This is a genomic window from Caulobacter sp. GSs2 (genome assembly GCF_058680895.1).
Genome location: NZ_CM178725.1, coordinates 2,876,935 through 2,900,627, shown reverse-complemented (window position 1 = coordinate 2,900,627; position 23,693 = coordinate 2,876,935). Strand labels below are relative to the sequence as shown.

The following is a 23,693-nucleotide window of genomic DNA, read 5'->3' as shown; positions in this document are numbered from 1 at the left end:
AACCTGAGTTACTTCACGTGGGGCGCGGGAGCAACGCGCCCGCGGCGCCAATGGCGCCACAGCGGCGGCAGAAACGCCAGCACGCCCATGCCGATGATGGGCAGATAGATCCTCGGCGACAGCAGGGTGTGCAGCGCCACGGGGTGGCCTTCAGCGAACACATGGCCCAGTCCGGCCCCGATCCCGGCATAGACGAAGGAGCTGGGGACCATCCCCAGGAACGAGGCGACCAGAAAGGTGCGCAGCGGCACGCCCATCAGGCCGGCGGCCACATTGACCAGCAGCAGCGGGAAGGCGGGGATCAGCCGCAGGGTCAGCAGGTAGGAAAAGGCGTTGTCGCGAAAGCCGTCCTCGATCTTCAACAGCAGGGGGTTTTTCCAGCGCCGCAGGAAGTCGGCGAAGGCCGTCCGGGAGACCAGGAACACCACCGTCGAGCCGCCGGTGGCCCCGGTGACGGCGACCGCTCCGCCCAGCACCGGGCCAAACAGAAAGCCCCCCGACAGCGACAGGATCAGCGCGCCGGGCAGCGAAATCGAAACGGTGGCGACATAGACGCCGATATAGGCCGCGATGCTCAACACCGGATGTTCACGCACAAAGGCCTGCAGGGCCTGGGCCTGGATCCGGAGGTCCTCCAGCGAGATATGCCCGGCCAGACCGCTGGCCAGCGCCCAGACGAAGAGCCCGACCAGCGCCACCACGGGACCGAATTGTCGGAGCAGCTGCAGTCCCCTGTCGGTCGTCATGCGGCGCCGACCGCGTCCTCGACGGTGGCGAAGCCATCGGCGCGCAGGCGTCTGGCCAGATCGCGCTTGATGCGGACCACCAGGCCGGGGCCGCCATAGACGAGGGCGGAGTACAGCTGCACGGCCCGGGCGCCGGCCCGGATCTTGGCATAGGCCCCGGCTCCATCCGCGACGCCGCCGGCCCCGATCAGGGCCGTTCGGCCCGCGGCGGCGACGTGGAAGCGCTTCAGCACCGCCGTGGAGGGCTCCAGCAGCGGCGCGCCCGACAGGCCGCCGGTCTCGGCCTTGCCCGCCGACTTCAGCGTGGCGGGGCGGGCGATCGTGGTGTTGCTGACGATGATGCCGTCCAGGCCATTGGCCACGACGGTCTCGACAATGGCCTCGATCTCGCCGTCCTCCAGGTCGGGGGCGACCTTGAGGAAGATCGGATAGTCGCTGGTCGAGCCCGCCTTCAGCATGGCCCGGGTTTGCGCCAGGCGGCCCAGCAACTCTTCCAGCGCCGCCTTGGTCTGCAGGGCGCGCAGGCCCGGCGTGTTGGGCGAGGAGATGTTGGCGGTGAAGTAATCCGACAGCCCCCACAGCCGGGTCAGGCCGGTGACATAGTCCTCGATCCGGTCGGTTGCGTCCTTGTTGGCCCCGATATTGGCGCCCACGAAACCGTGCCGGCCGGCGCGCTTGGCGAGGCGCTCGGCGAAGACCTCCAGGCCCTCATTGTTGAAGCCCATGCGGTTGATCACCGCCTGGTCCTCGGTGAGACGAAACAGGCGCGGACGCGGATTGCCGGCCTGGGGCAGAGGCGTGACCGTGCCCGCCTCGACGAAGCCGAAGCCGGCGGCCAGCATGGCGTCGGGAACCTCGGCGTTCTTGTCGAAACCGGCGGCCAGGCCCACGCAGCTGCTCAGGTGCATGCCGGCCAGGGAGATCGACAGCAGCGGATCGTCAGGCGCGCTGTCACGCGGGCCAAGGCCGGCCTTCAGGCCCCGGATGGCCAGGCCATGGGCGTCTTCGGGGTCGAAGGCGTGCAGCGCGCGGGCGGCGAGATCGTGCAGGCTCATGCGGACAGAACGCCCAGTTGCGGCACGCCGTCGCCATCCAGCGCCAGCGCTTGCTGCGTGGCGACTTCACCGGCCAGCAGGGGGCGGTAGAGGTGCGGAAAGAGGGCCCCGCCGCGCGAGGCCTCCCACTTCAGGGCCTCGCCCAGCGATTCGGCCTCGACGCCCAGCAGGACCAGGTCAGACTGGCCGACGAAATACTTCGCCGCCGTTTCCTGGGCCTGGTCGGCGCCCGACAGGTGGATGAAGCCGTCGGCCAGATCAACGGCCGAGCCGTCCAGCTGACCGGCGGCCTGGGCGGCCTCCCACTCGGCGCGGGAGAGGATCTTGTAGATCAGGGTCATTCGCCGCCTGTTCCGCCATGTTCGGACGCGTAGAAGAGATGCTCCAGCACGGGCGGACCACCCGAGCCGAAGGCGAACACCGCCGTGGTGGCGGTGGGGAAGCGACCGCGGACCTTGTTGAGCGCAACAGGCTCCGCTCCGCCCTGCAGGATCAGGCGCAGGGCCAGCTCGTGCAGGCCGGGATTGTGGCCGATGACCATGACCAGACTGGCCGCCTCGCCTTCGTCCTCCAGCGCCGTGACCACCTCTTCGGGCTCGGCGTGATAGAGGTCGCGGCGGAACTCGACCCGGGCCTTGGGAAAGGCGGCCGAGACGGCGGCGAAGGTATCGCGGGTCCGGCGGGCGCTGGAGACCAGCACCAGATCGGGCGTCGCGCCGCTGCGGGCCAGCAGCTGACCCATCAGAGTCGCGTCCTCGCGCCCTTTCGGGGTCAAGCCACGCTCGAAGTCGCCGCCGGTCGCGGCCTGCCGTTCGGCCTGGCCGTGGCGCATGAGGATCAGACGGTCCATGCGCCCTCCATAGCCTCAGCCGGGGCCCGCCGGAAGCGGGCGGTTGACACCTTCTTCGTCAAGCGGTCCAAGGCGGTCATGGCTGACCTGGATCTGGCCCCCTCCACGCTGTCCGATGGCGGAACCTGGCGGTTCCCGACCAGCGCGCCCCTGCGCCTCGATTCGGGTGGCGTCATCGAGGGGCTGGAGGTCGCCTACCAGACCTATGGCGTCCTCAACGCCGACCGCTCCAACGCCGTCCTGATCTGTCACGCCCTGACCGGCGACCAGCATGTGGCCTCGCCGCATCCCGCGACCGGCAAGCCGGGCTGGTGGCTGCGGCTGGTGGGTCCGGGCAAGCCGCTGGATCCGACCCGGCATTTCATCATCTGCACCAATGTGGTCGGCGGCTGCATGGGATCGACGGGGCCCGCCTCGATCAACGCCTCGACGGGCAAGCCGTGGGGCCTGTCCTTCCCGGTGATCACCATCGCCGACATGGTCCGGGCCCAGGCGATGCTGGTCAAGGCGCTGGGGGTCGAGACCCTGTTCGCCGTGGTCGGCGGCTCGATGGGCGGCATGCAGGTGCAGCAATGGGCGGTCGACTATCCCGAGCGGCTGGCCAGCGCGGTGATCATCGCCTCGGCCTCGCGCCATTCGGCCCAGAACATCGCCTTCCACGAGGTGGGTCGCCAGGCGATCATGGCCGACCCCGACTGGCGCGGCGGCGCCTATGCCGACCACGGAACACGACCCGAAAAGGGCCTGGCCGTGGCGCGGATGGCCGCCCACATCACCTATCTGTCCGAGCCGGCCCTGCAGCGGAAGTTCGGCCGCGAACTGCAGCGCGACGGCCTGTCCTGGGGTTTCGACGCTGACTTCCAGGTGGAGAGCTATCTGCGCCACCAGGGGGCCAGCTTCGTCGACCGCTTCGACGCCAACAGCTATCTCTACATCACCCGGGCCATGGACTATTTCGACATCGCCGCCAGCCATGGCGGCGTGCTGGCCAGCGCCTTTACCCGGGCCCGGCACATGCGGTTCTGTGTGCTGAGCTTCACCAGCGACTGGCTGTATCCCACCACCGAGAACCGCCACATCGTCCGCGCCCTGACGGCCGCCGGCTGCCGCGTGGCCTTCGTCGAGATCGAGAGCGACAAGGGCCATGACGCCTTCCTGCTGGACGAGCCGGTGATGGACGCGGCGTTGACGGGGTTCCTGGGCTCGGTGGAACGTGAGCGGGGGCTGGCGTGAGCATGACCACCACCCGCGAAGACTTCCGCGAAATCCTCCGCCTCGTCCGGCCCGGCTCGCGCGTGCTCGATGTCGGCTGCGAGGAGGGCGCGCTGCTCGACCTCTTGGCCCACGAAAAGCAGGTCGACGGCCGGGGCCTGGAGATCAGCGCCAGCGGCGTGGCCGCCTGCATGGCGCGGGGCCTGTCGGTGGTGCAGGGCGACGCCGACCAGGACCTGGACCATTTCCCCGACAAGACCTTCGACTACGCCATCCTGTCCCAGACCCTGCAGGCGACGCGCCAGCCGCGCCACGTGCTGGCCGAGCTGTTGCGCATCGCCGACCGGGCCATCGTCTCGTTCCCCAATTTCGGCCACTGGCGGGTGCGCTGGTCGCTGCTGAGCCAGGGCCGGATGCCGGAGACCAAGGCCCTGCCGATGCCCTGGTGGTCGACGCCCAATATCCACCTGTGCACCCTGGTCGACTTCCTGGCCCTGACCGACGACCTGAACGTGCGGGTCGACGCCTGCGCGGCCTTTGCCGGTTCAGGCCCCGCACGACCGATCGATCCGGCCAGCCCGCTCGAAAACTGGCGGGCGGAAAGCTGCCTGTTCATGCTCAGCCGGGTCGAGCCCGGCACGAATGAGACGTCGACGAGGGAACCTCCGGCGGTCTCAGGCGATCTCTTCGACGGATGAAGCTTCGCCTGATGACCTACAATGTCCACCGCTGCGTGGGCACGGACCGTGCGCTCGACGTCGAGCGCATCGCCGAAGTCATCGCCGCCGAAAATCCCGATGTGGTGGCGCTGCAGGAACTGGACGTCCTGCGCCGGCGCACCAAGACGGTTGATCAGGCCCACCGCCTGGCCGAACTGCTGAAGATGAAGTTCCACTTCCATCCGGCCATGGCCGTGGAAGAGGAACTGTATGGCGACGCCATCCTGACCGCCCTGCCCGAGCGCCGGATCAAGGCGCAGGGCCTGCCGCTGTATCGGCGGGTGCCGGGGCTGGAGCCGCGCGGCGCGCTGTGGGTCGAGGTCATGGTCGGGGACACGCCCGTCCAGATCATCAACACCCATCTGGGCCTGATCCCACAGGAACAGAAGCGTCAGGCCGCCGCCCTGCTGGGCGAAGCCTGGATGACGTCTGACGCCTGGACCGCGCCGGGCGTGCTGCTGGGCGACTTCAACGCCTCGCCCTACTCGGCCACCTACCGCATGCTGCGCGCCGCCCTGCGCGACGCCCAGACGCCCAGCGGGACGTGGCTGCGGCCGGCGACGGCGACCTTCCCCTCCAGCTTCCCGTTCATGCGCATCGACCACGTCTTCCTGACCAAGGGCCTGGAAACCCTCGCGGTGAGGTCGCCCTACGACGCCCGGGCCCGGGTGGCCTCCGACCACCTGCCGCTGGTGGTCGATCTGGAGGTTACGGCAGCAGGTGCGCCGGGGGTTCCGGTGGCGGTTCCGTCAGGCGAACCAGATCCTGCTTGAGACGCTCGCGGCGGCCCCAGGGCCGCCACGCGTCCTCGGGTGAGATGGCGTCGCCAAGGTTCCAGTCGGCGATGAACTGCTGGACACCGGTCAGATGGCGCGACGGCACGGGCTGCAATCGGCGTGGCGGGCCGCCCCTGAGGTCCAGGGCGTGGATCGCCGCCGCCAGGCCGCCCTCGCGCTGCATGGCCTCGATCACATCGATAGGCGGACGCCCCAGGAAATGCCCGATCAGCCGGGCCAGGAAGGCGGTGATGACGTCGCGCTCCTGCGCGTCCCGCCCCTCGAAGGCCAGGTCGCACTCGGTGTCGAGACCGATCGAGCGGTTGTTGAGATTGGCCGAGCCGACCCGCAACATACAGTCATCGATGATCGCGACCTTGGAATGGACGATGATCGGACCGCCCTTGGGCGTATGGGCGCTGAACGCCGAAAAGCGCTTGTGAACATCGACCGACCGCAGGCGGTTGATGGCCGAGGTGCGGGCGCTGTCCATGGTGATCTGGTCGAAATAGCTGGGGCTGCGGGCGGGCCCGATGGTCACCACCTCGGGTCCGTCGGGCTCGATCAGGCGCTCGGCCAGGGCTTCGACGATGATCGGCGAGGTCAGATATTGGTTTTCCAGATAGATCAGCCGCTTGGCCGCGCGGATGCTGGAGAGGTGCAACAGCAGGCTTTCGATGACCTCTGGCCGGTCCTTCCACGCCGCCTCGGTCCGGCTGATCGCCACCTGGGTTCGGCGCAGGTCGGGCAGAAGCCCCGGCGGCCAGGGCGCCTCGTCGGGTCGTTCCGGAGGACTCAGACTCTCGCCGGTCGCGTTGCGCCAACGGGCGATGAACAGGTCGCCCAGGGCCTGGGCCGCGCGGCCGTCGACCAGCATCGCCACCTCGTGCCGGGCCGGATAGCGGCGCCCGGTCGGCAGGCGCCGGCGGGGATCATTGTCGAGGTGTTCGCAGGTGTCCCAACGATCCAGGCCGATGTCGCCGCCGCTCAGCAGGGCCGTCGCGCCGTCGATGATCACCACCTTCTGATGATGGCAGGCCGAGGCCGGCAGGGTGGCGTCGAGCTGATACTTGACCCGCGAGCCGGCAAAGAAGGCCGCGCCGCGCTGGGGTCCGAACATCTGGGCCGCGGCGATCGGGAACGGCATGTCCCAGGTCAGGATGCGCACGTCCAGCGCCGGGTTCAGGGCCGCCTGCCGGCGCAGGATCAGCCCCATGCGGTCGGCATGCCGGGGATCACGGCTCCGCCTGACCCGGTCCGGATCCAGTCGCGTCAGGGGGTCGAACACCCAGGCCAGAATCCAGATCGAGTTCTTGGCGGCCAGCAGCAGCGGCTTGAGCGCGTCGAAGGTCTCGTCATTGTCGATGAGCAGGGCCAGCCGGTCGGCGGGCTCGACGCGCCAGCAATTATAGCCTTGCCGAAAAACAGAAGGCCGCTCGCCCATGACGCTCCAATCGCGGTGAGTTTCGACAACGCGCGAACCCGTCCTATGGCTCCGCTTCAAATCAATCTCGCGACGTCTTGCAGCGATATGGGAAACTGGCGCGCAACCGCCAGGGGGCCCGGGCCTTGATCGGCCTCGAACCGCAGAACGCGATGAGCGCAGGGAAGACCTAGCCCGCGATCGCCGCCGCGTCGCGTTCGCCGGTGCGGATGCGCAGGGCCTGTTCAAGGTCCATGACGAACACCTTGCCGTCGCCGATCTTGCCGGTGTTGGCGGTGCGCTGCAGGGCCTCGACCACAGGCTCCACGACATCGGTGGGCACGGCGATCTCGAGCTTGACCTTCGGCAGCAGCTTCACCTCGTATTCGGCGCCGCGATAGACCTCGGTCTTGCCCTTCTGCCGGCCATAGCCGCGCACCTCGGTCACCGTCAGCCCCGACGCGCCAGCCTCGGTGACCGCTTCGAGAACAGCGTCCAGGCGGCTGGGCTTGATGATGGCGACGATCATTTTCATGGCGCGGCTCCCGCAGCGAACAGTGATTACGAACCTAAGCTAGGCTTCGAACGCGGCGCGTCCAAGTGCGATCCGTCTGCAATCCGCGCCGGCGCCTTCCGAACAGGCGCCTTGCGCGCTGTCGCCGGCCCCGCGGGGCTGGGCGACAGGACGCCTGGCGTGAAAACCCGGACGCGGGCGCGGTGGCCGCGCGGCTTGACGGCGAAGGTCTGCTTGACCGCTTCCATCAGAATCAGACCGGCGAAACGCGGCCACAGGCGAGCCCCGACCTGCTCGAAGCCCTCGGCCCAGCCGGCGGTCATGGCGATGGGCGGCGCATACAGCGCCCGGGTCCAGCCGGCGGGCTCAAGGTCGGCGTCGCGGATCAGCCGTTCCAGCTGGCTGCGGCTGAAGGGCCGGCCATGGCCGAAAGGCGTGCTCTCGGCCCCGGCCCAGACGCCGTCGCGCGACGCCACGGCCACGATCAGCCGGCCCGTGGGCGCCAGGACCCGGCCGATCTCGGCCAGGACGGCGGCCGGGTCATCGGCCTCTTCCAGGGCATGGACGGCCAGCACCCGGTCGAACATGGCGTTGGGCAGCGGCAGAGCCGTCTCCTCGACCAGGCAGGCCTGGTTGCGACCGCCGTGGGGCCAGACCTCGACGCCCTGGGTGGCCGGCATGGCGGCCACCACGCGCCGGGCGCTCTGGCGGGCCGAATCCAGGAAGGGGGTGGCGTAGCCCAGGCCCAGGACGTCGAGGCCGCGCGTACTGCCCCACGCCTCATCGACCTTGCGCGCCAGCATCAGCCGCGCTGCACGGCCAAGCGGTGTGGCGTAGAAGGCTCTGAGATCGAGCACGTCGCGACGCATTGAGTCTCCGGGGCGGCCAGTTCATCTATGTAGGCGGTGGCGGGCCCCGCGTCACCGCCTGACACAGAACAAGGCTTTCCATGTCGCTGACCGTCCACCAGTTCGCCTGCCTGTCCGACAACTATGGCTTTCTCGTGCGCGACGACGCGACCGGGAAGACCGCGACCATCGACACGCCCGACGCCGACGCGATCCTGGCCGAGCTGAAGGCTCTGGGCTGGGGGCTGGACCTGATCCTCAACACCCACTGGCACCCCGACCATGCCGGCGGCAATGCCGCGATCAAGGCCGCGACCGGCGCGACGATCATCGGCCCGGCGGAGGTAACCCGCATCGCGCCGCTGGACCGCGAGGTGGTCGACGGCGACGTGGTGGAGCTGGGTGAGACCCGGTTCACGGTCATCGACACGGGCGGCCACACCCTGGGCCATATCGCCTATCACGACGCCGCCGACGCCATCGCCTTTGTGGGCGACACCCTGTTCGCCCTGGGTTGCGGACGGCTGTTCGAGGGCACGGCCGAACAGATGTGGGGCTCGCTGTCAAAGCTGACCGCCCTGCCCGACGCCACCACGGTCTATTGCGCCCACGAATACACCGCCTCGAACGCCCGCTTCGCCCTGTCGGTCGATGACGATCCCGTCCTGAAGGCGCGCGCCGATCAGATCTTCGCCGCCCGCGAACGGGGCGAGCCGACCGTCCCGACCTCGATCGGCGTCGAAAAGGCGACCAACCCGTTCCTGCGCGCGCCGCTGCTGCGTCCGAACCTGGACCCTGCCCAGGCCTTCGCCGAGATCCGCGCCGCCAAGGACGGCTTCAAAGGATGAGCCCCGAAACCAGGCCTTTGGGCATCTCCGGCGATCTGGGGGCCCGGGAAATCATTCGACTGCTGGACCTTCAGCCTCACCCTGAAGGCGGCTGGTATCGCCGGACGTTTGAGGACGTGTCGATCGATGGCGGCCGGCCGGCCTCGACGGCGATCTACTACCTGCTGGAGGCGCAGCAGATGTCGGCCTGGCACCGGGTCGATGCGGTCGAGGTCTGGCACTATCACGCCGGGGCGCCGCTCTCCCTGACCCTGTCGCCGCCTGACGGTGACGGCGCGACGGCGCATGTGCTGGGTCCTGACCTGCGCGCAGGCTGCCGTCCCCAGATGGTCGTTCCCACGCTGTGGTGGCAGACCGCCACAAGTCTCGGCGCCTGGACCCTAGTCAGTTGCACGGTGGCCCCGGGCTTCCGGTTCGAGGGCTTTGAGATGGCCCCGCCGGACTGGCGGCCAAGAATCCGGCCAGATTAGGCCCTCCCCATTTTGGGTGCCTTTTGAGGGGGGCGAGACAGTATGCCGCACCCCCTGCGTCAACCTTTTCGCCCCGACCGAACCCGGTTCGCTATAACAGGGTTCCCCAAATTGGGGAGGGGAGAGACAATGTCGGACGAGTACCATGACGCGCGCGCGGCGGTGCGCTGCGCCACGGATTACGTTTTGCGCTGGGTTGAAATCGCCAATGAGGCCCATGGCGTCGATATCATCTATTCGCTCGTCTACACGACACTCTGGGCGGGCAACGTCTCGCATCTGCGGGGCAAGGTGTATGCCGAGATCGACGACATCCCGCCCGATGAAGAGCGCCGGCCGATCACCATTCGCCAGGTCGCCGATTCCCTGGGCCTGCCGTACGAAACCGTCCGTCGCCGCGTGGTCGAAATGCTCAAGCGCGGCGTTGCCAAAAAGGTCGGGCGCGAAGGCTTTATCGTGCCCGGCGAAGCCCTCGCGCGGCCTGAAATGGTCTCGAGCCTGCGGCGCTCGCACGCCAGTCTGACGCGGTTCCTGAAGGAACTGAAGGCCCTGGGCGTGGAAGCCACCTGAGTCCGTCCAGACGGCAGGAAGCTTTGGCGCCCGCCCTACCGGTTGACCACCTTGACGATCCGCTTCGAAGACGGGCGCCCAGCCATGCCTTGAGCGGGGGCGTAGGTCACGATCAGGGTCCCGTTCCTGAGGGTGGCGCCGGGCTTGTCGCCCTCGGCCAGCACAACCCGCGCAATCGCGGCCAGGATTGACCGGTCCCCCTTGCGGGCGATGCGCTCAAACGCCTCGGCGGTGATGGTTGCCGACTCGGCGATCAGCACGGAGGTCTCGGGCCGCGCATCCTGCAGCGTCTCGAACGGCATCTGCCGCTGGGCCGCGCGGCTGGCGCGGATGCTGGCCTGACCCATGCGCTGATAGAGGGCGATGGGCGAGATGGCGGACGGCGGCTGGATCGACGGGGCCTTGCCGGTCAGGGCGGCGGCCGCGCCGTTGGGGCTCTCGTCGGTGAACAGGATCATGCCGCCGAGCTTGGTGGCCCGCAGCATCGGCTCGCCCAGCTCGTTGTGGTAGATGACGTCGCCGCGCGAGGCGGGCTGCGGCGACAGCACCCAGACCTCGGCGCTGTTCTCGAACTTCAGCAGGGGCAGGGGCGAGGCGCGATCCAGCACAAAGGCGCTGCCGCTTTCCGAGACATAGCGGGCGACCGGGGGCGGGGCCGGACGGCGCGAGGTCGAAAAGCCACGATGGCCCAGCAGGGCGTCCTTCAGGGACTGCGCGGCCTGTTGGGCGCTGGCGGGGGAACCGACCGCGAGGATGGCGACGATCGCGAGGACGATCTTCGCCCCCCAGCCGCTCTTCTCAACAATCGAACTCATCATTCAGCTGTCATGCCCGCCGACTAGGGCGAATCTTGGACGGTGGTCGCCGCCCCCCTTGCCCCGCGATCCGCCATCGCCCTCAAGGTGAAGGTTTCACGACGAAACGCACCGCGTCGTCAACCGTCGTGACAACGGCCCGGTCGCCTGCGCGCCGGGCCGTTGCAAACATGCCAGTACGGACAGCCTTTAGGCCGCCATGTACTGCCCACCGTTCAGGGTCAGGGTGGCGCCGGTCACGAAGCCCGCGCGCTCGCCGGCCAGGAACGAGACCATGTCGGCGATCTCCTCGCCCTTGCCCAGGCGGCCCACCGGGATGCCGGCAATAATGCTGGCCAGCACGTTTTCCGGCACGGCGGCGACCATCTCGGTGTCGATATAGCCCGGGCAGATCACATTGACCGTGACGCCCTTCTTGGCGTTTTCGAGCGCCAGGGCCTTGGTGAAGCCGATCAGGCCCGCCTTGGCGGCCGAATAGTTGGTCTGGCCCATCTGGCCCTTCTGGCCGTTGATCGAGCTGATATTGATGATCCGACCCCAGTTGCGCTCGCGCATGCCTTCGATGACCGGGCGGGTCATGTTGAAGGCGCTATCCATGTTGACCCGGATCACTTCGGACCACTGCTCGTAGGTCATCTTGTGCAGCATGCCGTCGCGCGTGATGCCGGCATTGTTGATCAGAACGTCGATGGGGCCCAGCTCCGCCTCGACCTTTTTCACCGCAGCGGCGCAGTCGTCGAACGAGCCGACATTGCCCTTCACCACCATCACGCCCAGGTCCCTGGCGCAGGCGGCGGCGGCTTCTTCGTTGCCGGAATAGCCGGCCGCGACCTTCATGCCGTCGGCCACCAGGCGCTCGCAGATCGCGCGACCGATCCCTCGGGTGCCGCCGGTCACGAATGCAACTCTCGTCATGTGTCTCTCCCGAGTTTCTTTTTATGAGTGTCGACAATCAGCGAGCCGGGGCAAGGCCCCGGCGCACTGTCATCGAAATTTGTCTGTTCAGACCGCCTCGACGCACATGGCCACACCCATGCCGCCGCCGATGCACAGAGTCGCCAGGCCCTTCTTGGCACCCGAGCGCTTCATCTCGTGCAGCAGGGTGGTGAGGATGCGCGCGCCCGACGCGCCGATCGGGTGACCGATGGCGATGGCCCCGCCGTTGACGTTCACCTTGGCGGTGTCGAGACCCAGTTCCTGCACCACGCACAGCGACTGGGCGGCGAAGGCTTCGTTGGACTCGACCAGATCCAGGTCGGCGACGGTCCAGCCGGCCTTTTCCAGGGCCTTCTGGCTGGCCGGGATCGGACCCGTGCCCATGATCTCGGGCTCGACGCCGGCATTGGCCCACGAGGCGATGCGGGCCAGCGGGGTCAGGCCGCGGGCCTTGGCTTCGTCGGCGCTCATCAGCACCAGGGCGGCGGCGCCGTCATTGAGGCCCGAGGCGTTGGCGGCGGTCACCGAGCCGTCCTTCGTGAAGGCCGGACGCAGGCCCGAAATGGCGTCGATCGTCACGCCGTGACGGATGAACTCGTCCTTGTCGACGATGGTGTCGCCCTTGCGGCCCTTGATGGTGACTGCAACGATCTCGGCGTCAAACCGGCCGGCCTTCTGGGCGGCCTCGGCCTTGTTCTGGCTGGCGACGGCGAAGGCGTCCTGGTCGCCGCGGGTGATCTGCCAGCGTGAGGCGATGTTCTCGGCGGTCTGACCCATGTGGTAGCCGTGGAAAGCGTCCCACAGGCCGTCCTTGATCATGGTGTCGACGAACGACAGGTCGCCCATCTTCTGGCCGTTGCGCAGATGCTGAGCGTGCGGCGCCTGGCTCATGCTTTCCTGACCGCCGGCGACAACGATCTTGGCGTCGCCCGCTGCGATCTGCTGGGCCGCCAGGGCCACGGCGCGCAGGCCCGAGCCGCACAGCTGATTGAGGCTCCAGGCGGGGCTGCCCACCGGGATGCCGGCATTGATCGCGGCCTGACGGGCAGGACCCTGGCCGGCGCCGGCCTGCAGCACCTGGCCCAGGATCACTTCGTCGACGTCAGCGGGGCTGATGCCGGCCCGCTCGATGGCGGCCTGGATGGCGATCTTGCCGAGTTCAGACGCGGGCAGGCTGGACAGCGCCCCGTTGAAGGAACCGACCGGCGTGCGGGCGGCGGAAACGATGACGATGTCGCTCATGGCGAAGCTCCCGTAACGATCTGACGTGACGCCTTCGCAGTTGCGGCGCCCGTGCTTTTGCAGTGCAGCAACACAATGCATACCGAACCGCGTTCGTCACGGGCACTTTTTCACGGCTTGTTGCGCCTTCCAAGTGTTCTGACCACTGGCGCCATGCCTTTGCATTGGCGATAGTGCGTTGCGAAAAGCGGGCGACACCGCTCTCCCAGGGAACGAAATGTCCGAGAACCCCGAAAAAGGCGAAACCACCGCCGGCGCTGAAAAGGCGGCCGGCCAACGCGTGATCATCAAGAAATACGCCAACCGTCGCCTCTACAACACAGCGTCCAGTTCCTACGTGACCCTCGAACACCTGTCGGACATGGTGAAGGAGGGCGTCGACTTTGTGGTCTATGACGCCAAGTCGAACGACGACATCACGCGCTCGGTGCTGACCCAGATCATTTTCGAGGAAGAGAACCGCGGCGGCGGCCAGAATCTGCTGCCGATCCAGTTCCTCCGCCAGCTGATCGGCTTCTACGGCAACTCCATGCAGGCCTTCCTGCCCAGCTATCTTGAGATGTCGCTGGAAAGCTTCACCAAGCAGCAGGAGCGGATGCGCACCCAGTTCGCGGGCGTCACGCCGGGCCTGACCGCCGCCAAGCTGCCGGTCGGCATCGGCGTCTATGAAGAACAGGTTCGCCAGAACATGGCCCTGTTCGACCGGGCGATGAAGATGTTCTCGCCCTTCGCCTATGCCCGGCCAGAAGACGCCGCTGCCGCGGCCTCGTCCGAACCGGCTGCGACCGCGCCCGCCCCGCAACCCAGCGAGGATTCCCTGGCCGACCTCAAGCGCCAGCTGGAAGTCATGCAGCAGCAGATCGAGAAACTGGCCACCAAGCCCTGAAGGCCCTGAGGGCCCTGCCCTTAAGCCTCCAGAAACCACACCGGAACAGCCGTTCTTAACGGTCAAGGCCCTAGGCTGGCGACCATGACCGGCCCTATCGATCCTATCCGGCGTTCCAGCCCTGCGCGTCGTGCGCTGACCGTGCATCAGGATTCCGCCCATGAGGCCGAAACCGAGGATGTCGTGTTCGTGCGCGAGGAAGCGCCGGCTTCGGCGCAGCGCAAGAGCGGCTTTGGCGCGTTCGCGGCCCACCTGATGGGCCAGAGCGGTCAGAAGCGCGGCCTGCGCGGTGGGCAGGAAGTGCTCGACTCGGCGCGATCGACCTATCTCGGGACGGAATATTCCGGCGAGGCCGACCGCCGTCCCAGGGCGGGCCTGTTGAAAAAGACCGCGATCTAGAAGTCCGGCTTGCCCAGGCGCGCCTCCAAGGCGGCGACCCGGGCCTCCAGCATGGCGATGCGCTTGTCCCGCGCATCCCCTGGATCGAGCGGTGGCCGCACACCGGCCCGCAGCGCCGCCTCAGCCGTCGTCACGCCCAAAAGCTCAGCAAAAGCCGTCAGTTCGCTCCAGCTCAACTCGCGCTGATCCTTGAACGCCAGCTCCAGCGACGCCTCGTCCATCTGGGCGACGGCGGCCATGACGGCGCGGCTCAGGCCCCGCTGCGCCAGCCGCGCCTCGTACCAGCCCCGGTCGAAGAACAGCGCCATCAGCGTCTCACCGTGACGCGCCCGGCTTGGCGCCGGTCTTGCTTAACCGTTGGTGAATTCATCGCCGACGAGTGCTCCCATGCTGACCGCCGCCATCCGCTTTCTCGACATCGCCGTGGTCACCCTGATCTTCACGGCCCTGACCTAGATCAGGCAAGCCTTCCGGCGCTGGCCCTAACGCGGCCTTCACCACGACCGTCGAGCAAGCCTTAATCGGCGAGCGCTATTCCTCCCGCTCACATCGGGGAGAATTTTCGTGCTTCTGACGCTATCGGGCCTGTTTGTCGCGATCCTGCTCGCCACGCTCGCCTGGACGTTCGCAGAGCCCTACGTGACCCATTGGCGCGGGATGCGGGCGGCTGAAAAGCGGCGGATCGCGGAGCGTCGGAAACCGACGCCCCAGTAGTCGCCTTCAGTTCTCGCCGAAATCCACGTCCCGCCGCGCGGCGACGATGGTGACGATGAAGCCGGCCAGAACGTCCAGCAGAACCATCACGGTAATCAGGAAGAAGGTCGAGGTCGCGAAGGCCGGGGCCAGCAGGAACTCGATCAGGCAGATGATGAACAGCACCAGCGACAGCGAGTGATTGATGATCGCGATCTTGCGGCTGGTGGTGGATTTCAGCAGCTCGACGAACAGCACCACGAGGGACGCGGCCAGCAGCAGATCGCCCAGGCTGACGGCCCAGTCGACGCGCGAGGTCATGTGGATGGTGAACAGGGTCTCGGTCATGCGCGCATGCGCCTGGGCCGACATGAACGCCCCCGACAGGGTCAGAGCGATCAGATTGTAGACCAGCACTGGCAGGGCCAGCAGCGGAACCGCGGCGAACATAGACAGCCTCTCCCCCAAGGACTCGCGGCCGTCAGGGTCGCGCGGCCTAGGGTTAACCGCATTTCCCGGACGGGAGAAGGCGGTTCAACTCCAAGGTGCTAAGTCGGATCTAGGCTTCGTCCACGCCCTGGGGATTGCGGGCCCGGGTCTGCAGCCACATCACGCCCAGCAGGTCGCTGACCGAGGCCTTCAGCCGGCCGAAATTGGTATATTTCGACACCCCGCTCTCGCGGTGGCGATGGTTGACCGGCTGGAACGCCACCTCATAGCCCTCGCGCAGCATCAGGGCCGGGATGTAGCGGTGGATATGGTCGAAATAGGGAAGCCGCAGGAAGGCCTCGCGACGGAAGGCCTTGAGCCCGCAGCCGGTGTCATTGGCCGTATCCTTCAGCAGGCGCTTGCGCACGCCGTTGCCGAACTTTGAGGCGAAGCGCTTGGCGCTGCTGTCCTGACGCTTGACCCGCTCGCCGCCGACCAGGGCCAGGGTGGCGGGGCCAGCGGCCAGGGCCCGGGCCAGGCGCGGCGCGTCGGCGGGATCGTTCTGGCCGTCGCCGTCCAGGGTGACGATGATCGGCCCGCGCGCGGCCAATATGCCGCTGCGCACGGCGCGGCTCTGGCCGGAGTTCTTGCGATGGCTCAGCACGCGCAGTTGCGGAATCTCGGTCTTCAGGGCCACCAGCAGGGCGCGGGTGTCGTCGCGGCTGGCGTCGTCGATGAAGATGATCTCGTGATTTTCGCCGGCGAAGGCGGCCGCGATCTCGCGCGCCAGGGCCGGGGCCGCGCCGCCCTCGTCAAAGACGGGGACGACAATCGAATAGTCAGGGATTGCGGCGGCTTGAGCAGTCATCGCCCTCTAATACCTGAAAAGTCGCCACACGAAAGGATCGTGCTATTCCATGCGCCATGACGCTTGAATCTCGCCTGGATGCCTGGAGCCGCGGTTGGCGCGGCCCGCTGCTTGCCGCCCTGCTGGCGTTTCTGGCCGGCCTGCCGGGCCTGCTGGCCATGCCGCCGCTGGACCGCGACGAGTCGCGCTTCGCCCAGGCCACCGCCCAGATGCTGGAAACCGACGACCTGGTGGTCATCAGGTTCCAGGACCAGCCGCGCTTCAAGAAGCCGGTCGGCATCCACTGGCTGCAGGCGGCGACAGTGTCGCTGGTCTCGGCGCCCGAGGATCGCGGCATCTGGGCCTATCGCATCCCGTCCCTGCTGGGCGCGATGCTGGCGGCGGCGGCCTGCGCCTGGGGGGCGGCGGCGCTGCTTGATCCGCGCACCGGCCTGCTGGCCGGAGCCATACTGGGCTCGTCCTTCCTGCTGTCCAGCGAAGCCTTCATCGCCAAGACCGACGCGGCCCTGTGCGGTTTCACGACCCTGGCCATGGCGGCCCTGGCCCGGATGTACGCCGACCACCTGGCGGGACGAACGCCCGGTAAATGGACCAAGCTGGCCTTCTGGGGCGGTCTGGCCATGGCGGCCCTGATCAAGGGGCCGGTGGGCCTGCTGACCGTGATCTTCGCCGCCCTGGCCCTGTGGGCCTGGGACCGCAAGGCGCCGTGGCTGAAGACCCTGGGCTGGGGCTGGGGCATGGTGCTGTTCGCCGCCGTGGTGCTGCCCTGGGCGATGATGATCACCGTGGCTACCGACGGCGCCTTCTGGGGCGTGGCTATCGCCGGCGACCTGGCCCCCAAGATGGTGGGCGGTCAGGAAGGCCATTCGGGGCCGTTCGGCTATCACACCCTGCTGGCGCCGCTGCTGGTCTATCCCGCGACCCTGCTGTTGCCCGCCGCCCTGGTGCTGGCCTGGACCGGCCGGGGCGAGCCCGGCGTGCGCTTCGCCGTCTGCTGGCTGGTTCCGACTTGGCTTATGTTCGAGATTCTGCCGACCAAGCTGGCCCACTACACTCTGCCGGCCATGGGCGGCATGGCCATGCTGCTGGCCGCCGCCGTGCGCGCGCCGCTGGGCGATCTGGTCCGGCGGATCGGGGCGGGCCTGGCCCTGTTCGTTTCGCTGCTGCTGGCCGCCGTGGCGGTGTACGGCATGAAGGCGTTCGGCCAGGGCGCCGACATCGTCTGGACCGTGCTGACCGTGCTTCTGCTGCTGGCGGCCGGCGTGCTGGGGGCCGTGCTGCTGCTGCGACGGCAATCGGCGCGGGCGCTGGTGATCTCGGGCGGCCTGGGCGTGCTGGCCCACGCCTGTCTGGTGGGCGGGCTGCTGCCGCATCTGGAGCCGCTGTTCCTGTCCAGGGACATCGCCGACGCCCTCGACAGGGCCAAGCTGTCGCCCCGGTCCGGCGCGCCCGGCCCCGTGGCCGTGACAGGCTATTCAGAACCCAGCCTGGTCTTCCTGCTGGGCACCGCTACCGAGCTGACCGACGGCGACCGCGCCGCCCAGGCCATCGTCCAGGGCCGCCCGGCCGTAGTCGAGGCGCGCGAGGACGCCGTGTTCCGCAAGGCCCTGTCCGCCGCCGGCCTGACGCCGCGACCGGTCGCGGTGATCGAGGGCCAGAACTATTCCGACGGCGACGACGAGCGCCTGACGATCTATCGCGGTGAGCCCCAGACGGACATCCAGACCGAAACTCAACCCGCTCCCGAGGATCGCCCATGAGCCGCTTCATCGAGATCGTCGAGGTCGGGCCGCGCGATGGCCTGCAGAACGAGAAGCTGTCGCTGTCGGTTGACGAGAAGCTCACCCTGATCCGCCAGCTGGAGGCCGCCGGCGCCCGGCGGATGGAGGTGGTGTCGTTCGTCAATCCCAATCGCGTGCCGCAGATGGCCGGCGCGGAAGAGATCATGGCGGCGCTGCCTGCCGACCTGAAACATTCGCGGATCGGCCTGGTGCTGAACATGCGCGGCTGGGAGCGCTGCGTGGCGGCCCAGTGCGACGAGGCCAATGTGGTGGTCTGCGCCACCGACGGTTTCGGGACGCGCAACCAGGGCTCGACCACCAGCCAGCAGATCGACGTGCTGGCGGGCATTGTCGAGCGTCAGGCCGTCGAGGGTGGCCCGCCGATCACCGCGACCCTGTCGGTGGCCTTCGGCTGTCCGTTCGATGGCGAGGTGTCTGAGGATCAGGTCGTGGCCATCGTCCGCGAGATCGCCCTGCTTGGGGTTCCCGAGATCGCCATCGCCGACACCATCGGGGTCGCCGATCCCTGGACCGTCCGTAAACGGATCGAGGCGGTGCGCGCCGCCGCGCCGGACGCCCGCCTGCGCATGCACTTCCACGACACCCGCAACACCGGCCTGGCCAACGCCTTCGCCAGTGTCGAGGCCGGGGTCGACGTACTGGACGCCTCGGTCGGCGGCCTGGGCGGCTGTCCGTTCGCGCCCAACGCGACGGGCAATATCGGCACCGAGGACCTAGTCTACATGCTGGAACGGGCCGGTTTTGAGACCGGCTATGATCTTGGCGCGTTGATCGAGGTCGGGCGCGCGATCAGCGAGCGTCTGGGCAAGGCGCCGGCCTCTTCCCTGGCGCGCGCTGGAGGTTTCCCCGCATGATCCGCTTCGTCCTGATCGCCGGCGCCGCGCTGACCCTGGCCGCCTGCGCCGCCACCCCGGCGGTCGAGGCCGCCGTGCGCTGCGACGTCACCGTCAAGTTCGGCAGCTATGGCATGGGCATCGACCGCGCCCTGGCCGACAGCGTCGGCGCGGCGGTCAAGGCCGACCGCGACATCGCCCGCGTCGAGCGCAAGCCGTGGGGTCGTGAGGGGGAATACGACCTTTGCCTTCAAGCCAAGGCTGGCCGCGACGCCAAGGCGATCTACGAACGCTACCGCGCCATGCTGCCGGGCCGGGCCCTGAAGGCGCCGACCTCGATCGAGGGGCCGGGGGGTCTGAGGTACGAGACGATCGCGCCGATGTGACGCATAGAGCTTGTCATCCCGGGCGTAGCGCTTCAGCGCGAAGACCCGGGACCGCAGCATGCGCGGCGCTTCCGGCCGTCCCGGCTCGGCGCGCTGCGCGCTTGGCCGGGATGTCAGCTTCTATGGCCTAAATCGGCCGCCCGGTGATCTTCCACAGCAGCGGACGGCAGACCGACATCAGCATGATGGCCGGGGCCAGGAACACGGCCAGGGCGTAGCGCTGCAGGGTGTCGGCGCGCTTGATGAAGTAGCGGCTAAGCCCCACGCCCTTGTGGAACTCGACCTTGACCGGGTGTTCCAGGCTGGTGTGTCCCAGGTGCACGACCTGGGCCTTGGGCTGGAAGATCACCTGACCGCCGGCCTGGCGGGCGCGCCAGCACAGGTCGATGTCCTCGACGTGCAGGAAATAGCCCTCGTCGAAACCGTCCAGCGCCTCGAAATCGGACCGGCGCAGCGCGAAACAGGCGCCCGAAATGGTCGGCATGGGAACCGGCGAGCGCGGCAGGGGTTCGGTTTCCCGATGAATCTCGTAGCCCGACAATCCGGCATAGCGACGGGTCAGATGACCAAAGCTGAGCAGGGTCGTGATCGGCGTCACCTCGCCGCGACGCCCGCCGCGCTGCTCGGAGCCGTCGGTGTTCATCACCCGCGCGCCGACCACGGTCGGGGTGGGCTGGCCGCGGAAGGCCGTCACCAGCGCCGCGATGCAACCGGTCTGCATGTTGGCGTCGGGATTGATGAAGATGATGTATTCGCCCTTGGCCGTCGTGGCGCCCAGATTGGCGCCGCGGGCGAAGCCGACATTGCCGTGGCCCTGCTGGAGCACGACGCGCGGCTCGGTCAGGCCCAGGGCCCGCAGCATCTCGGCGTCACGCGGAGACGAGCCGTTGTCGACGATGACGAACTCGTCGACCAGCGGCTCGTCCAGCACGTGCTTGATGCTTTCGATCAGCGCGCCCCCCGTCCGGTACACGACCATCACCACCGAAATGTTCGGTCGCGCCGGGCGGGCCCCGGCGGCAAGGGTCGTGAAGGATGGGAGGATGCTGTTCATCAGGCGAGCGCTGCCTCCTGCACAGGCTTGGAAATGCCGCGCGCACGGGCCAGATCCGGCGGGGTCGCTTCGGCGGTCAGGACGCGCACGGCCTCGTCGAGCGACAGAATGTTCTGTCCCTCGCCGCCCAGGCGACGCAGGGCCACCTGCCCCGTTTCTGCTTCCTTGCGCCCCACCACCGCGATCACCGGAACCTTTGCGAGACTGTGCTCGCGAATCTTGTAGTTGATCTTTTCATTACGCAGATCGACCTCCGCGCGCATCCCCATATTCGTCAACTTCTCGACGACCTGAAGCGCATATTCATCCGCGTCAGAGGTAATCGTCGTCACAACAACCTGCGTCGGCGCCAGCCAAAGCGGCAGATGGCCAGCGAAGTTTTCCAGCAGAATACCGATAAACCGTTCGAACGACCCCAGGATCGCCCGGTGAAGCATCACCGGGCGCTTTTTTGAACCGTCTTCCGAAACGTACTCTGCGTCCAGTCGTTCCGGCAAAACAAAGTCCAGCTGCAAAGTGCCGCACTGCCAGACGCGACCGATCGCGTCCTTTAGCGAGAACTCCAGCTTGGGGCCATAGAATGCGCCTTCGCCGGGCTGGTCAACCAGACGTTCGCCGGCGGCCTCGGCGGCCGTGGCCAAAGCGTGCTCGGCCTTGTCCCAAACCTCGTCGGAGCCCGCGCGAAGCTCCGGACGCGTCGAGAACTTCACGTCGTGAAGCTGCATGCCGAGGTCGTTATAGACGCTGCGCAACAGTTCGATGAACCTGGCGCTTTCCTCGGTGACCTGCTCTTCGCGGCAGAAGATGTGGGCGTCGTCCTGGGTGAAGGCCCGCACCCGCATGATGCCATGCATGGCGCCCGAGGGCTCATAGCGGTGGCAGGCCCCGAACTCGGCCATGCGCAGCGGCAGTTCGCGATAGCTCTTCTGGCCGATATTGAAGATCTGGATGTGGCCCGGGCAGTTCATCGGCTTGACGGCCAGGACCTCGCCCTCGGCGCTTTCGCACATGAACATGGCGTGGCCGAACTTTTCGGCGTGGCCCGACTTTTCCCACAGGCTGCGATCCAGGATCTGGGGCGTCTTGACCTCCTGATAGCCCGCGGCGTCCAGGCGACGGCGCATATAGGCCTCCAGCGCCAGATACAGCGTCCAGCCCTTGGGGTGCCAGAAGATCATGCCCTTGCCCTCTTCCTGCAGGTGGAAGAGGTTCATGGTGCGACCCAGCTTGCGGTGATCGCGCTTCTCGGCTTCCTCGACCCGCAGCAGATAGGCGGCCAGATCGGCGTCGCTGGCCCATGAGGTGCCATAGATGCGCTGCAGCTGGGCGTTGTTCTGGTCGCCGCGCCAATAGGCGCCGGCCAGCTTGGTCAGCTTGAAGGCCTTGCCCACCGCCTTGGTCGAGGGAAGGTGCGGCCCGCGGCACAGGTCCTTCCAGTTTTCGCCTTGGTGATAGACCGTGATCGTGTCGCTGGCCGGCAGGTCGCGGATGATCTGGGCCTTGTAGCTTTCGCCCAGGGCTTCGAAATCGGCGATGGCGGCGTCGCGGTCGACCTCTTCGCGGCGGATCTTCTCGTCGCGGTCGACGATCTGGCGCATCCGCTCTTCGATCTTGGGCAGATCGTCGAGGCTGAACGGCTCGTCGCGGGCGAAGTCGTAATAGAAGCCGTCCTCGACATTGGGACCGATCGTCACCTGGGTGCCGGGGAACAGCTCCTGAACCGCCTGGGCCAGCACGTGGGCGGTGTCGTGGCGGATCACCTCCAGAACGTCGGGCGACTCGCGCGTGACGATCTCGATCCTGCGATCGCCGGTCAGCAGATCGGGCGTCAGCGGTCGATCAAGGTCCAGCAGCACGCCGTCCAGCTTGATCAGCAGCGCCTTCTTTTCCAGCGACTTGGAAATGGCGGCCGCCACGTCGCGACCGCTGGAGCCAGCGGGGTATTGACGGGAGGAACCGTCGGGGAAAACTAGGTCGATCATTCTTCACATGTCCACTTGCGTGGCTGGTCGCGCGGCGGAGGCGGGTCATACCCCGATCCTCCAAACGGATTGCATCGGCAAATCCGTCGCAACGCCAGCCAGGACCCCTTGGCGGGTCCGTGATCCTTAAGCGCCTGAGCCGCATACTCCGAACAACTCGGCAGGAAACGGCACTGACGCCCAATGAGGGGCGAGAGCGTCAACTTGTAGACCCGAAGGCCGAGGTCGACGGTGCGGTCGTAAAAGGTCATGCCAGCGCGCAATTGTTTCGGAGGTGGTTATCGCACCCGCGAAAAGCCGCAATCAAGCGGCGCCGGCGCTGCTAGTTCGCGTTTCCGCCGCGGCTGTGGCCCGAGAGACAGCCTCCACCGCCGCCTCGAACGCCAGAAGCGTCGAGGCATGACGGGCGGGGTAGGCCTTTACAGGCTCAAGCACGGCAAGCTCCGAGAACCGGCCCGCAGGAGATGGGCCGTTGAGCTTCAGCATAGCGCGTAGGGAATCCCGCGCCAACTCGATCTCGGAAAGATCCGCGCCGATGATATTGGCGCCCAGGATTGCGGCGCTGGCCTGGCCCAGGGCGCAGGCCGAAACCTCCTGGGCGAAGTCGCTGACCTTGCCGTCCGCCATCGTCACATCGACCGTGATGCGGCTGCCGCACAGCTTGGCGGTCTTCTCGGACGACGCATCGGGCGTCGCCAGCCGTCCGGCGCGCGGGATGTTGGCGACCAGGGTCAGGATCTTGGCGCTGTAGAGCTCGTCGATCATCAGGCTGAAGTGGGGCTGTTCTGGCGCGCAGACCAGAGGGCCTCGGCATGATCGCGCAGGGCCTCGCCCATCTGGGTGTAGGCCGCCTTCAGCTTGCGGCGGTCATCCCGGCTGATCCAGCGCACCAGCATGCCCATGAACAGCTCGCCATTCGAGAAGGTCGAGCTGCTGGGGCCCATGTTCTCGATCTCGATATAGCGGATCGCGGTGACGAAGCCGCCCAGGCGGGTCGAGCGCCAGTGAAGTTGCTCATAGGGCACCCAGTCCTGGACCACCGGCTGGATCACCCGCACCGGCTCGCCCGGCAGGGCCTGGTGCACGCTCAACGACGTGCCGATCTTCAGCTGGCCCTCGGCCCGGGGATGGACCGGGTTCCACTGCTCCCAGGTCGAGAAGTCCGAGATCAGCTCCCAGACCAGTTCGGCCGGGGCCTGGATGCCAATGCGGTGTTCTACGGCGCGTTTCATGGCGGGCTTTTAGCACTGGAAGCGCGCCGGGTTAAACCCGTCCAGGGCGCCGATCATTTTCCCGACCGCGATCTGGACGGCCGCAGGCCGACCTCCGGGATTACC

General features: G+C 67.6%; 30 protein-coding genes. 12 read left to right on the top strand and 18 right to left on the bottom strand.

All coding sequences use genetic code 11. The features are described 5' to 3' along the window. Positions 1-8 precede the first annotated feature (8 nt). From ACW17Z_RS14185 to ACW17Z_RS14170, 4 genes are read right to left on the bottom strand one after another with little or no spacing between them, the layout of a single operon-like run. Positions 9-746 carry a TVP38/TMEM64 family protein gene (locus tag ACW17Z_RS14185; protein WP_492056470.1) on the bottom strand — a complete coding sequence of 246 codons (738 nt, stop codon included), beginning with the start codon at positions 744-746 and terminating at the stop codon, positions 9-11. Further along, the gene (locus tag ACW17Z_RS14180) at positions 743-1,801 is read right to left on the bottom strand and encodes a quinone-dependent dihydroorotate dehydrogenase (protein WP_492056469.1); all 1,059 of its coding nucleotides are present in this window, start codon (positions 1,799-1,801) and stop codon (positions 743-745) included. The genes ACW17Z_RS14185 and ACW17Z_RS14180 overlap by 4 nt, the downstream gene beginning before the upstream one ends. Beyond that, a complete protein-coding gene (locus ACW17Z_RS14175) occupies positions 1,798-2,142 on the bottom strand; it encodes a DUF952 domain-containing protein (RefSeq protein ID WP_492056468.1) in 345 nt (114 codons plus the stop codon). Before ACW17Z_RS14175 ends, ACW17Z_RS14180 begins: the two co-directional genes overlap by 4 nt. Beyond that, a complete protein-coding gene (locus tag ACW17Z_RS14170; protein ID WP_492056467.1) occupies positions 2,139-2,651 on the bottom strand; it encodes a SixA phosphatase family protein in 513 nt (170 codons plus the stop codon). Before ACW17Z_RS14170 ends, ACW17Z_RS14175 begins: the two co-directional genes overlap by 4 nt. A gap of 78 nt (positions 2,652-2,729) precedes the next feature. On the opposite strand from ACW17Z_RS14170, the gene metX reads away from it, so the two are divergent. From metX to ACW17Z_RS14155, 3 genes are read left to right on the top strand one after another with little or no spacing between them, the layout of a single operon-like run. Beyond that, positions 2,730-3,884 carry a homoserine O-acetyltransferase MetX gene (gene metX, locus ACW17Z_RS14165; RefSeq protein ID WP_492056466.1) on the top strand — a complete coding sequence of 385 codons (1,155 nt, stop codon included), beginning with the start codon at positions 2,730-2,732 and terminating at the stop codon, positions 3,882-3,884. A 2-nt stretch (positions 3,885-3,886) separates the two neighbouring features. Beyond that, positions 3,887-4,561 (top strand): methionine biosynthesis protein MetW, encoded by a 675-nt coding sequence (gene metW / locus ACW17Z_RS14160; RefSeq protein ID WP_492056465.1) that lies wholly within the window; start codon positions 3,887-3,889, stop codon positions 4,559-4,561. Then, positions 4,558-5,355 carry an endonuclease/exonuclease/phosphatase family protein gene (locus ACW17Z_RS14155; RefSeq protein ID WP_492056464.1) on the top strand — a complete coding sequence of 266 codons (798 nt, stop codon included), beginning with the start codon at positions 4,558-4,560 and terminating at the stop codon, positions 5,353-5,355. The genes metW and ACW17Z_RS14155 overlap by 4 nt, the downstream gene beginning before the upstream one ends. Here ACW17Z_RS14155 and ACW17Z_RS14150 read toward each other — a convergent pair. From ACW17Z_RS14150 to ACW17Z_RS14140, 3 genes are all read right to left on the bottom strand, one after another. Further along, positions 5,291-6,802, bottom strand: a complete 1,512-nt coding sequence (locus tag ACW17Z_RS14150) for a phospholipase D-like domain-containing protein (RefSeq protein WP_492056463.1) — start codon at positions 6,800-6,802, stop codon at positions 5,291-5,293. The two genes, ACW17Z_RS14155 and ACW17Z_RS14150, sit on opposite strands and share 65 nt — an antisense overlap. 169 nt (positions 6,803-6,971) lie before the next feature. After that, positions 6,972-7,316, bottom strand: a complete 345-nt coding sequence (locus ACW17Z_RS14145) for a P-II family nitrogen regulator (RefSeq protein WP_062143741.1) — start codon at positions 7,314-7,316, stop codon at positions 6,972-6,974. Between the two features lie 26 nt (positions 7,317-7,342). Continuing rightward, the gene (locus ACW17Z_RS14140) at positions 7,343-8,164 is read right to left on the bottom strand and encodes a class I SAM-dependent methyltransferase (protein WP_419318748.1); all 822 of its coding nucleotides are present in this window, start codon (positions 8,162-8,164) and stop codon (positions 7,343-7,345) included. An 80-nt stretch (positions 8,165-8,244) separates the two neighbouring features. Here ACW17Z_RS14140 and gloB point away from each other — a divergent pair, with 80 nt between their 5' ends. From gloB to ACW17Z_RS14125, 3 genes are all read left to right on the top strand, one after another. Continuing rightward, positions 8,245-8,991 carry a hydroxyacylglutathione hydrolase gene (gloB, locus tag ACW17Z_RS14135; RefSeq protein ID WP_492056462.1) on the top strand — a complete coding sequence of 249 codons (747 nt, stop codon included), beginning with the start codon at positions 8,245-8,247 and terminating at the stop codon, positions 8,989-8,991. After that, the gene (locus tag ACW17Z_RS14130) at positions 8,988-9,461 is read left to right on the top strand and encodes a cupin domain-containing protein (protein ID WP_419318752.1); all 474 of its coding nucleotides are present in this window, start codon (positions 8,988-8,990) and stop codon (positions 9,459-9,461) included. The genes gloB and ACW17Z_RS14130 overlap by 4 nt, the downstream gene beginning before the upstream one ends. 129 nt (positions 9,462-9,590) lie before the next feature. After that, a complete protein-coding gene (locus ACW17Z_RS14125) occupies positions 9,591-10,031 on the top strand; it encodes a hypothetical protein (protein ID WP_492056461.1) in 441 nt (146 codons plus the stop codon). A 35-nt stretch (positions 10,032-10,066) separates the two neighbouring features. Here ACW17Z_RS14125 and ACW17Z_RS14120 read toward each other — a convergent pair whose 3' ends face one another. The 3 genes from ACW17Z_RS14120 to ACW17Z_RS14110 form a co-directional block, all read right to left on the bottom strand. Next, entirely contained in the window at positions 10,067-10,846 is a 780-nt protein-coding gene (locus ACW17Z_RS14120) for a DUF4908 domain-containing protein (RefSeq protein WP_492056460.1), read from the bottom strand. Between the two features lie 189 nt (positions 10,847-11,035). After that, positions 11,036-11,761, bottom strand: coding sequence for a beta-ketoacyl-ACP reductase (locus ACW17Z_RS14115; RefSeq protein WP_419318758.1), 726 nt, complete (start codon positions 11,759-11,761; stop codon positions 11,036-11,038). A gap of 87 nt (positions 11,762-11,848) precedes the next feature. After that, on the bottom strand, positions 11,849-13,024 hold the full coding sequence (locus ACW17Z_RS14110; RefSeq protein ID WP_419318760.1) for an acetyl-CoA C-acetyltransferase: 1,176 nt from the start codon (positions 13,022-13,024) through the stop codon (positions 11,849-11,851). Positions 13,025-13,241: 217 nt separating this feature from the next. Here ACW17Z_RS14110 and phaR point away from each other — a divergent pair, with 217 nt between their 5' ends. Both phaR and ACW17Z_RS14100 read left to right on the top strand, forming a co-directional pair. Then, positions 13,242-13,910: a polyhydroxyalkanoate synthesis repressor PhaR gene (phaR, locus tag ACW17Z_RS14105; RefSeq protein ID WP_492056459.1), complete on the top strand. Its 669-nt coding sequence runs from the start codon at positions 13,242-13,244 to the stop codon at positions 13,908-13,910. 84 nt (positions 13,911-13,994) lie between these two features. Then, on the top strand, positions 13,995-14,309 hold the full coding sequence (locus tag ACW17Z_RS14100) for a hypothetical protein (protein WP_492056458.1): 315 nt from the start codon (positions 13,995-13,997) through the stop codon (positions 14,307-14,309). Here ACW17Z_RS14100 and ACW17Z_RS14095 read toward each other — a convergent pair. Continuing rightward, the gene (locus ACW17Z_RS14095; RefSeq protein ID WP_492056457.1) at positions 14,306-14,617 is read right to left on the bottom strand and encodes a DNA-binding protein; all 312 of its coding nucleotides are present in this window, start codon (positions 14,615-14,617) and stop codon (positions 14,306-14,308) included. The genes ACW17Z_RS14100 and ACW17Z_RS14095 overlap by 4 nt on opposite strands. A 256-nt stretch (positions 14,618-14,873) precedes the next feature. Between ACW17Z_RS14095 and ACW17Z_RS14090 the strand changes: the two genes are divergently transcribed. After that, complete coding sequence (locus ACW17Z_RS14090) at positions 14,874-15,023, top strand: hypothetical protein (protein ID WP_419318768.1); 150 nt, start codon at positions 14,874-14,876, stop codon at positions 15,021-15,023. Between the two features lie 6 nt (positions 15,024-15,029). On the opposite strand, the gene ACW17Z_RS14085 is transcribed toward ACW17Z_RS14090, so the two are convergent. After that, entirely contained in the window at positions 15,030-15,452 is a 423-nt protein-coding gene (locus ACW17Z_RS14085; protein WP_419318770.1) for a hypothetical protein, read from the bottom strand. Positions 15,453-15,561: 109 nt separating this feature from the next. Continuing rightward, entirely contained in the window at positions 15,562-16,299 is a 738-nt protein-coding gene (locus ACW17Z_RS14080) for a glycosyltransferase family 2 protein (protein WP_419318772.1), read from the bottom strand. A gap of 56 nt (positions 16,300-16,355) precedes the next feature. On the opposite strand from ACW17Z_RS14080, the gene ACW17Z_RS14075 reads away from it, so the two are divergent. The 3 genes from ACW17Z_RS14075 to ACW17Z_RS14065 are packed head-to-tail and all read left to right on the top strand — an operon-like array spanning position 16,356 to position 19,320. Then, positions 16,356-18,059, top strand: coding sequence for an ArnT family glycosyltransferase (locus ACW17Z_RS14075; protein WP_492056456.1), 1,704 nt, complete (start codon positions 16,356-16,358; stop codon positions 18,057-18,059). Continuing rightward, positions 18,056-18,955 carry a hydroxymethylglutaryl-CoA lyase gene (locus tag ACW17Z_RS14070; protein ID WP_492056455.1) on the top strand — a complete coding sequence of 300 codons (900 nt, stop codon included), beginning with the start codon at positions 18,056-18,058 and terminating at the stop codon, positions 18,953-18,955. Before ACW17Z_RS14075 ends, ACW17Z_RS14070 begins: the two co-directional genes overlap by 4 nt. Beyond that, a complete protein-coding gene (locus tag ACW17Z_RS14065) occupies positions 18,952-19,320 on the top strand; it encodes a hypothetical protein (RefSeq protein ID WP_492056454.1) in 369 nt (122 codons plus the stop codon). The genes ACW17Z_RS14070 and ACW17Z_RS14065 overlap by 4 nt, the downstream gene beginning before the upstream one ends. 127 nt (positions 19,321-19,447) lie before the next feature. Here ACW17Z_RS14065 and ACW17Z_RS14060 read toward each other — a convergent pair whose 3' ends face one another. Genes ACW17Z_RS14060 through ACW17Z_RS14040 form a run of 5 tightly spaced genes read right to left on the bottom strand, consistent with a single transcriptional unit; the run spans position 19,448 to position 23,588 of the window. Next, positions 19,448-20,374 (bottom strand): glycosyltransferase family 2 protein, encoded by a 927-nt coding sequence (locus tag ACW17Z_RS14060; protein ID WP_419318780.1) that lies wholly within the window; start codon positions 20,372-20,374, stop codon positions 19,448-19,450. Continuing rightward, positions 20,374-22,356, bottom strand: coding sequence for a threonine--tRNA ligase (gene thrS, locus ACW17Z_RS14055; protein WP_419318782.1), 1,983 nt, complete (start codon positions 22,354-22,356; stop codon positions 20,374-20,376). Before thrS ends, ACW17Z_RS14060 begins: the two co-directional genes overlap by 1 nt. Then, positions 22,353-22,607, bottom strand: coding sequence for a membrane protein insertion efficiency factor YidD (yidD, locus tag ACW17Z_RS14050; protein WP_419318784.1), 255 nt, complete (start codon positions 22,605-22,607; stop codon positions 22,353-22,355). Before yidD ends, thrS begins: the two co-directional genes overlap by 4 nt. 52 nt (positions 22,608-22,659) lie before the next feature. Beyond that, positions 22,660-23,121: an iron-sulfur cluster assembly scaffold protein gene (locus tag ACW17Z_RS14045; protein WP_492056453.1), complete on the bottom strand. Its 462-nt coding sequence runs from the start codon at positions 23,119-23,121 to the stop codon at positions 22,660-22,662. Then, entirely contained in the window at positions 23,121-23,588 is a 468-nt protein-coding gene (locus ACW17Z_RS14040) for an SRPBCC family protein (protein WP_419318788.1), read from the bottom strand. Before ACW17Z_RS14040 ends, ACW17Z_RS14045 begins: the two co-directional genes overlap by 1 nt. Positions 23,589-23,693: the final 105 nt, after the last annotated feature.

What these genes read in the sequence shown, in the direction of transcription:
- ACW17Z_RS14145 (WP_062143741.1), bottom strand. Translation starts at nt 7,316, where the DNA reads ATGAAAATGATCGTCGCCATCATCAAGCCCAGCCGCCTGGACGCTGTT.
- ACW17Z_RS14065 (WP_492056454.1), top strand. Translation starts at nt 18,952, where the DNA reads ATGATCCGCTTCGTCCTGATCGCCGGCGCCGCGCTGACCCTGGCCGCC.
- ACW17Z_RS14040 (WP_419318788.1), bottom strand. Translation starts at nt 23,588, where the DNA reads ATGAAACGCGCCGTAGAACACCGCATTGGCATCCAGGCCCCGGCCGAA.
- ACW17Z_RS14125 (WP_492056461.1), top strand. Translation starts at nt 9,591, where the DNA reads ATGTCGGACGAGTACCATGACGCGCGCGCGGCGGTGCGCTGCGCCACG.
- ACW17Z_RS14045 (WP_492056453.1), bottom strand. Translation starts at nt 23,121, where the DNA reads ATGATCGACGAGCTCTACAGCGCCAAGATCCTGACCCTGGTCGCCAAC.
- ACW17Z_RS14185 (WP_492056470.1), bottom strand. Translation starts at nt 746, where the DNA reads ATGACGACCGACAGGGGACTGCAGCTGCTCCGACAATTCGGTCCCGTG.
- ACW17Z_RS14060 (WP_419318780.1), bottom strand. Translation starts at nt 20,374, where the DNA reads ATGAACAGCATCCTCCCATCCTTCACGACCCTTGCCGCCGGGGCCCGC.
- ACW17Z_RS14155 (WP_492056464.1), top strand. Translation starts at nt 4,558, where the DNA reads ATGAAGCTTCGCCTGATGACCTACAATGTCCACCGCTGCGTGGGCACG.
- ACW17Z_RS14095 (WP_492056457.1), bottom strand. Translation starts at nt 14,617, where the DNA reads ATGGCGCTGTTCTTCGACCGGGGCTGGTACGAGGCGCGGCTGGCGCAG.
- ACW17Z_RS14080 (WP_419318772.1), bottom strand. Translation starts at nt 16,299, where the DNA reads ATGACTGCTCAAGCCGCCGCAATCCCTGACTATTCGATTGTCGTCCCC.
- ACW17Z_RS14130 (WP_419318752.1), top strand. Translation starts at nt 8,988, where the DNA reads ATGAGCCCCGAAACCAGGCCTTTGGGCATCTCCGGCGATCTGGGGGCC.
- ACW17Z_RS14110 (WP_419318760.1), bottom strand. Translation starts at nt 13,024, where the DNA reads ATGAGCGACATCGTCATCGTTTCCGCCGCCCGCACGCCGGTCGGTTCC.
- ACW17Z_RS14150 (WP_492056463.1), bottom strand. Translation starts at nt 6,802, where the DNA reads ATGGGCGAGCGGCCTTCTGTTTTTCGGCAAGGCTATAATTGCTGGCGC.
- ACW17Z_RS14175 (WP_492056468.1), bottom strand. Translation starts at nt 2,142, where the DNA reads ATGACCCTGATCTACAAGATCCTCTCCCGCGCCGAGTGGGAGGCCGCC.
- ACW17Z_RS14070 (WP_492056455.1), top strand. Translation starts at nt 18,056, where the DNA reads ATGAGCCGCTTCATCGAGATCGTCGAGGTCGGGCCGCGCGATGGCCTG.
- ACW17Z_RS14140 (WP_419318748.1), bottom strand. Translation starts at nt 8,164, where the DNA reads ATGCGTCGCGACGTGCTCGATCTCAGAGCCTTCTACGCCACACCGCTT.
- ACW17Z_RS14170 (WP_492056467.1), bottom strand. Translation starts at nt 2,651, where the DNA reads ATGGACCGTCTGATCCTCATGCGCCACGGCCAGGCCGAACGGCAGGCC.
- gloB (WP_492056462.1), top strand. Translation starts at nt 8,245, where the DNA reads ATGTCGCTGACCGTCCACCAGTTCGCCTGCCTGTCCGACAACTATGGC.
- yidD (WP_419318784.1), bottom strand. Translation starts at nt 22,607, where the DNA reads ATGACCTTTTACGACCGCACCGTCGACCTCGGCCTTCGGGTCTACAAG.
- ACW17Z_RS14115 (WP_419318758.1), bottom strand. Translation starts at nt 11,761, where the DNA reads ATGACGAGAGTTGCATTCGTGACCGGCGGCACCCGAGGGATCGGTCGC.
- thrS (WP_419318782.1), bottom strand. Translation starts at nt 22,356, where the DNA reads ATGATCGACCTAGTTTTCCCCGACGGTTCCTCCCGTCAATACCCCGCT.
- ACW17Z_RS14180 (WP_492056469.1), bottom strand. Translation starts at nt 1,801, where the DNA reads ATGAGCCTGCACGATCTCGCCGCCCGCGCGCTGCACGCCTTCGACCCC.
- ACW17Z_RS14120 (WP_492056460.1), bottom strand. Translation starts at nt 10,846, where the DNA reads ATGAGTTCGATTGTTGAGAAGAGCGGCTGGGGGGCGAAGATCGTCCTC.
- metW (WP_492056465.1), top strand. Translation starts at nt 3,887, where the DNA reads ATGACCACCACCCGCGAAGACTTCCGCGAAATCCTCCGCCTCGTCCGG.
- ACW17Z_RS14085 (WP_419318770.1), bottom strand. Translation starts at nt 15,452, where the DNA reads ATGTTCGCCGCGGTTCCGCTGCTGGCCCTGCCAGTGCTGGTCTACAAT.
- phaR (WP_492056459.1), top strand. Translation starts at nt 13,242, where the DNA reads ATGTCCGAGAACCCCGAAAAAGGCGAAACCACCGCCGGCGCTGAAAAG.
- metX (WP_492056466.1), top strand. Translation starts at nt 2,730, where the DNA reads ATGGCTGACCTGGATCTGGCCCCCTCCACGCTGTCCGATGGCGGAACC.
- ACW17Z_RS14075 (WP_492056456.1), top strand. Translation starts at nt 16,356, where the DNA reads ATGACGCTTGAATCTCGCCTGGATGCCTGGAGCCGCGGTTGGCGCGGC.
- ACW17Z_RS14100 (WP_492056458.1), top strand. Translation starts at nt 13,995, where the DNA reads ATGACCGGCCCTATCGATCCTATCCGGCGTTCCAGCCCTGCGCGTCGT.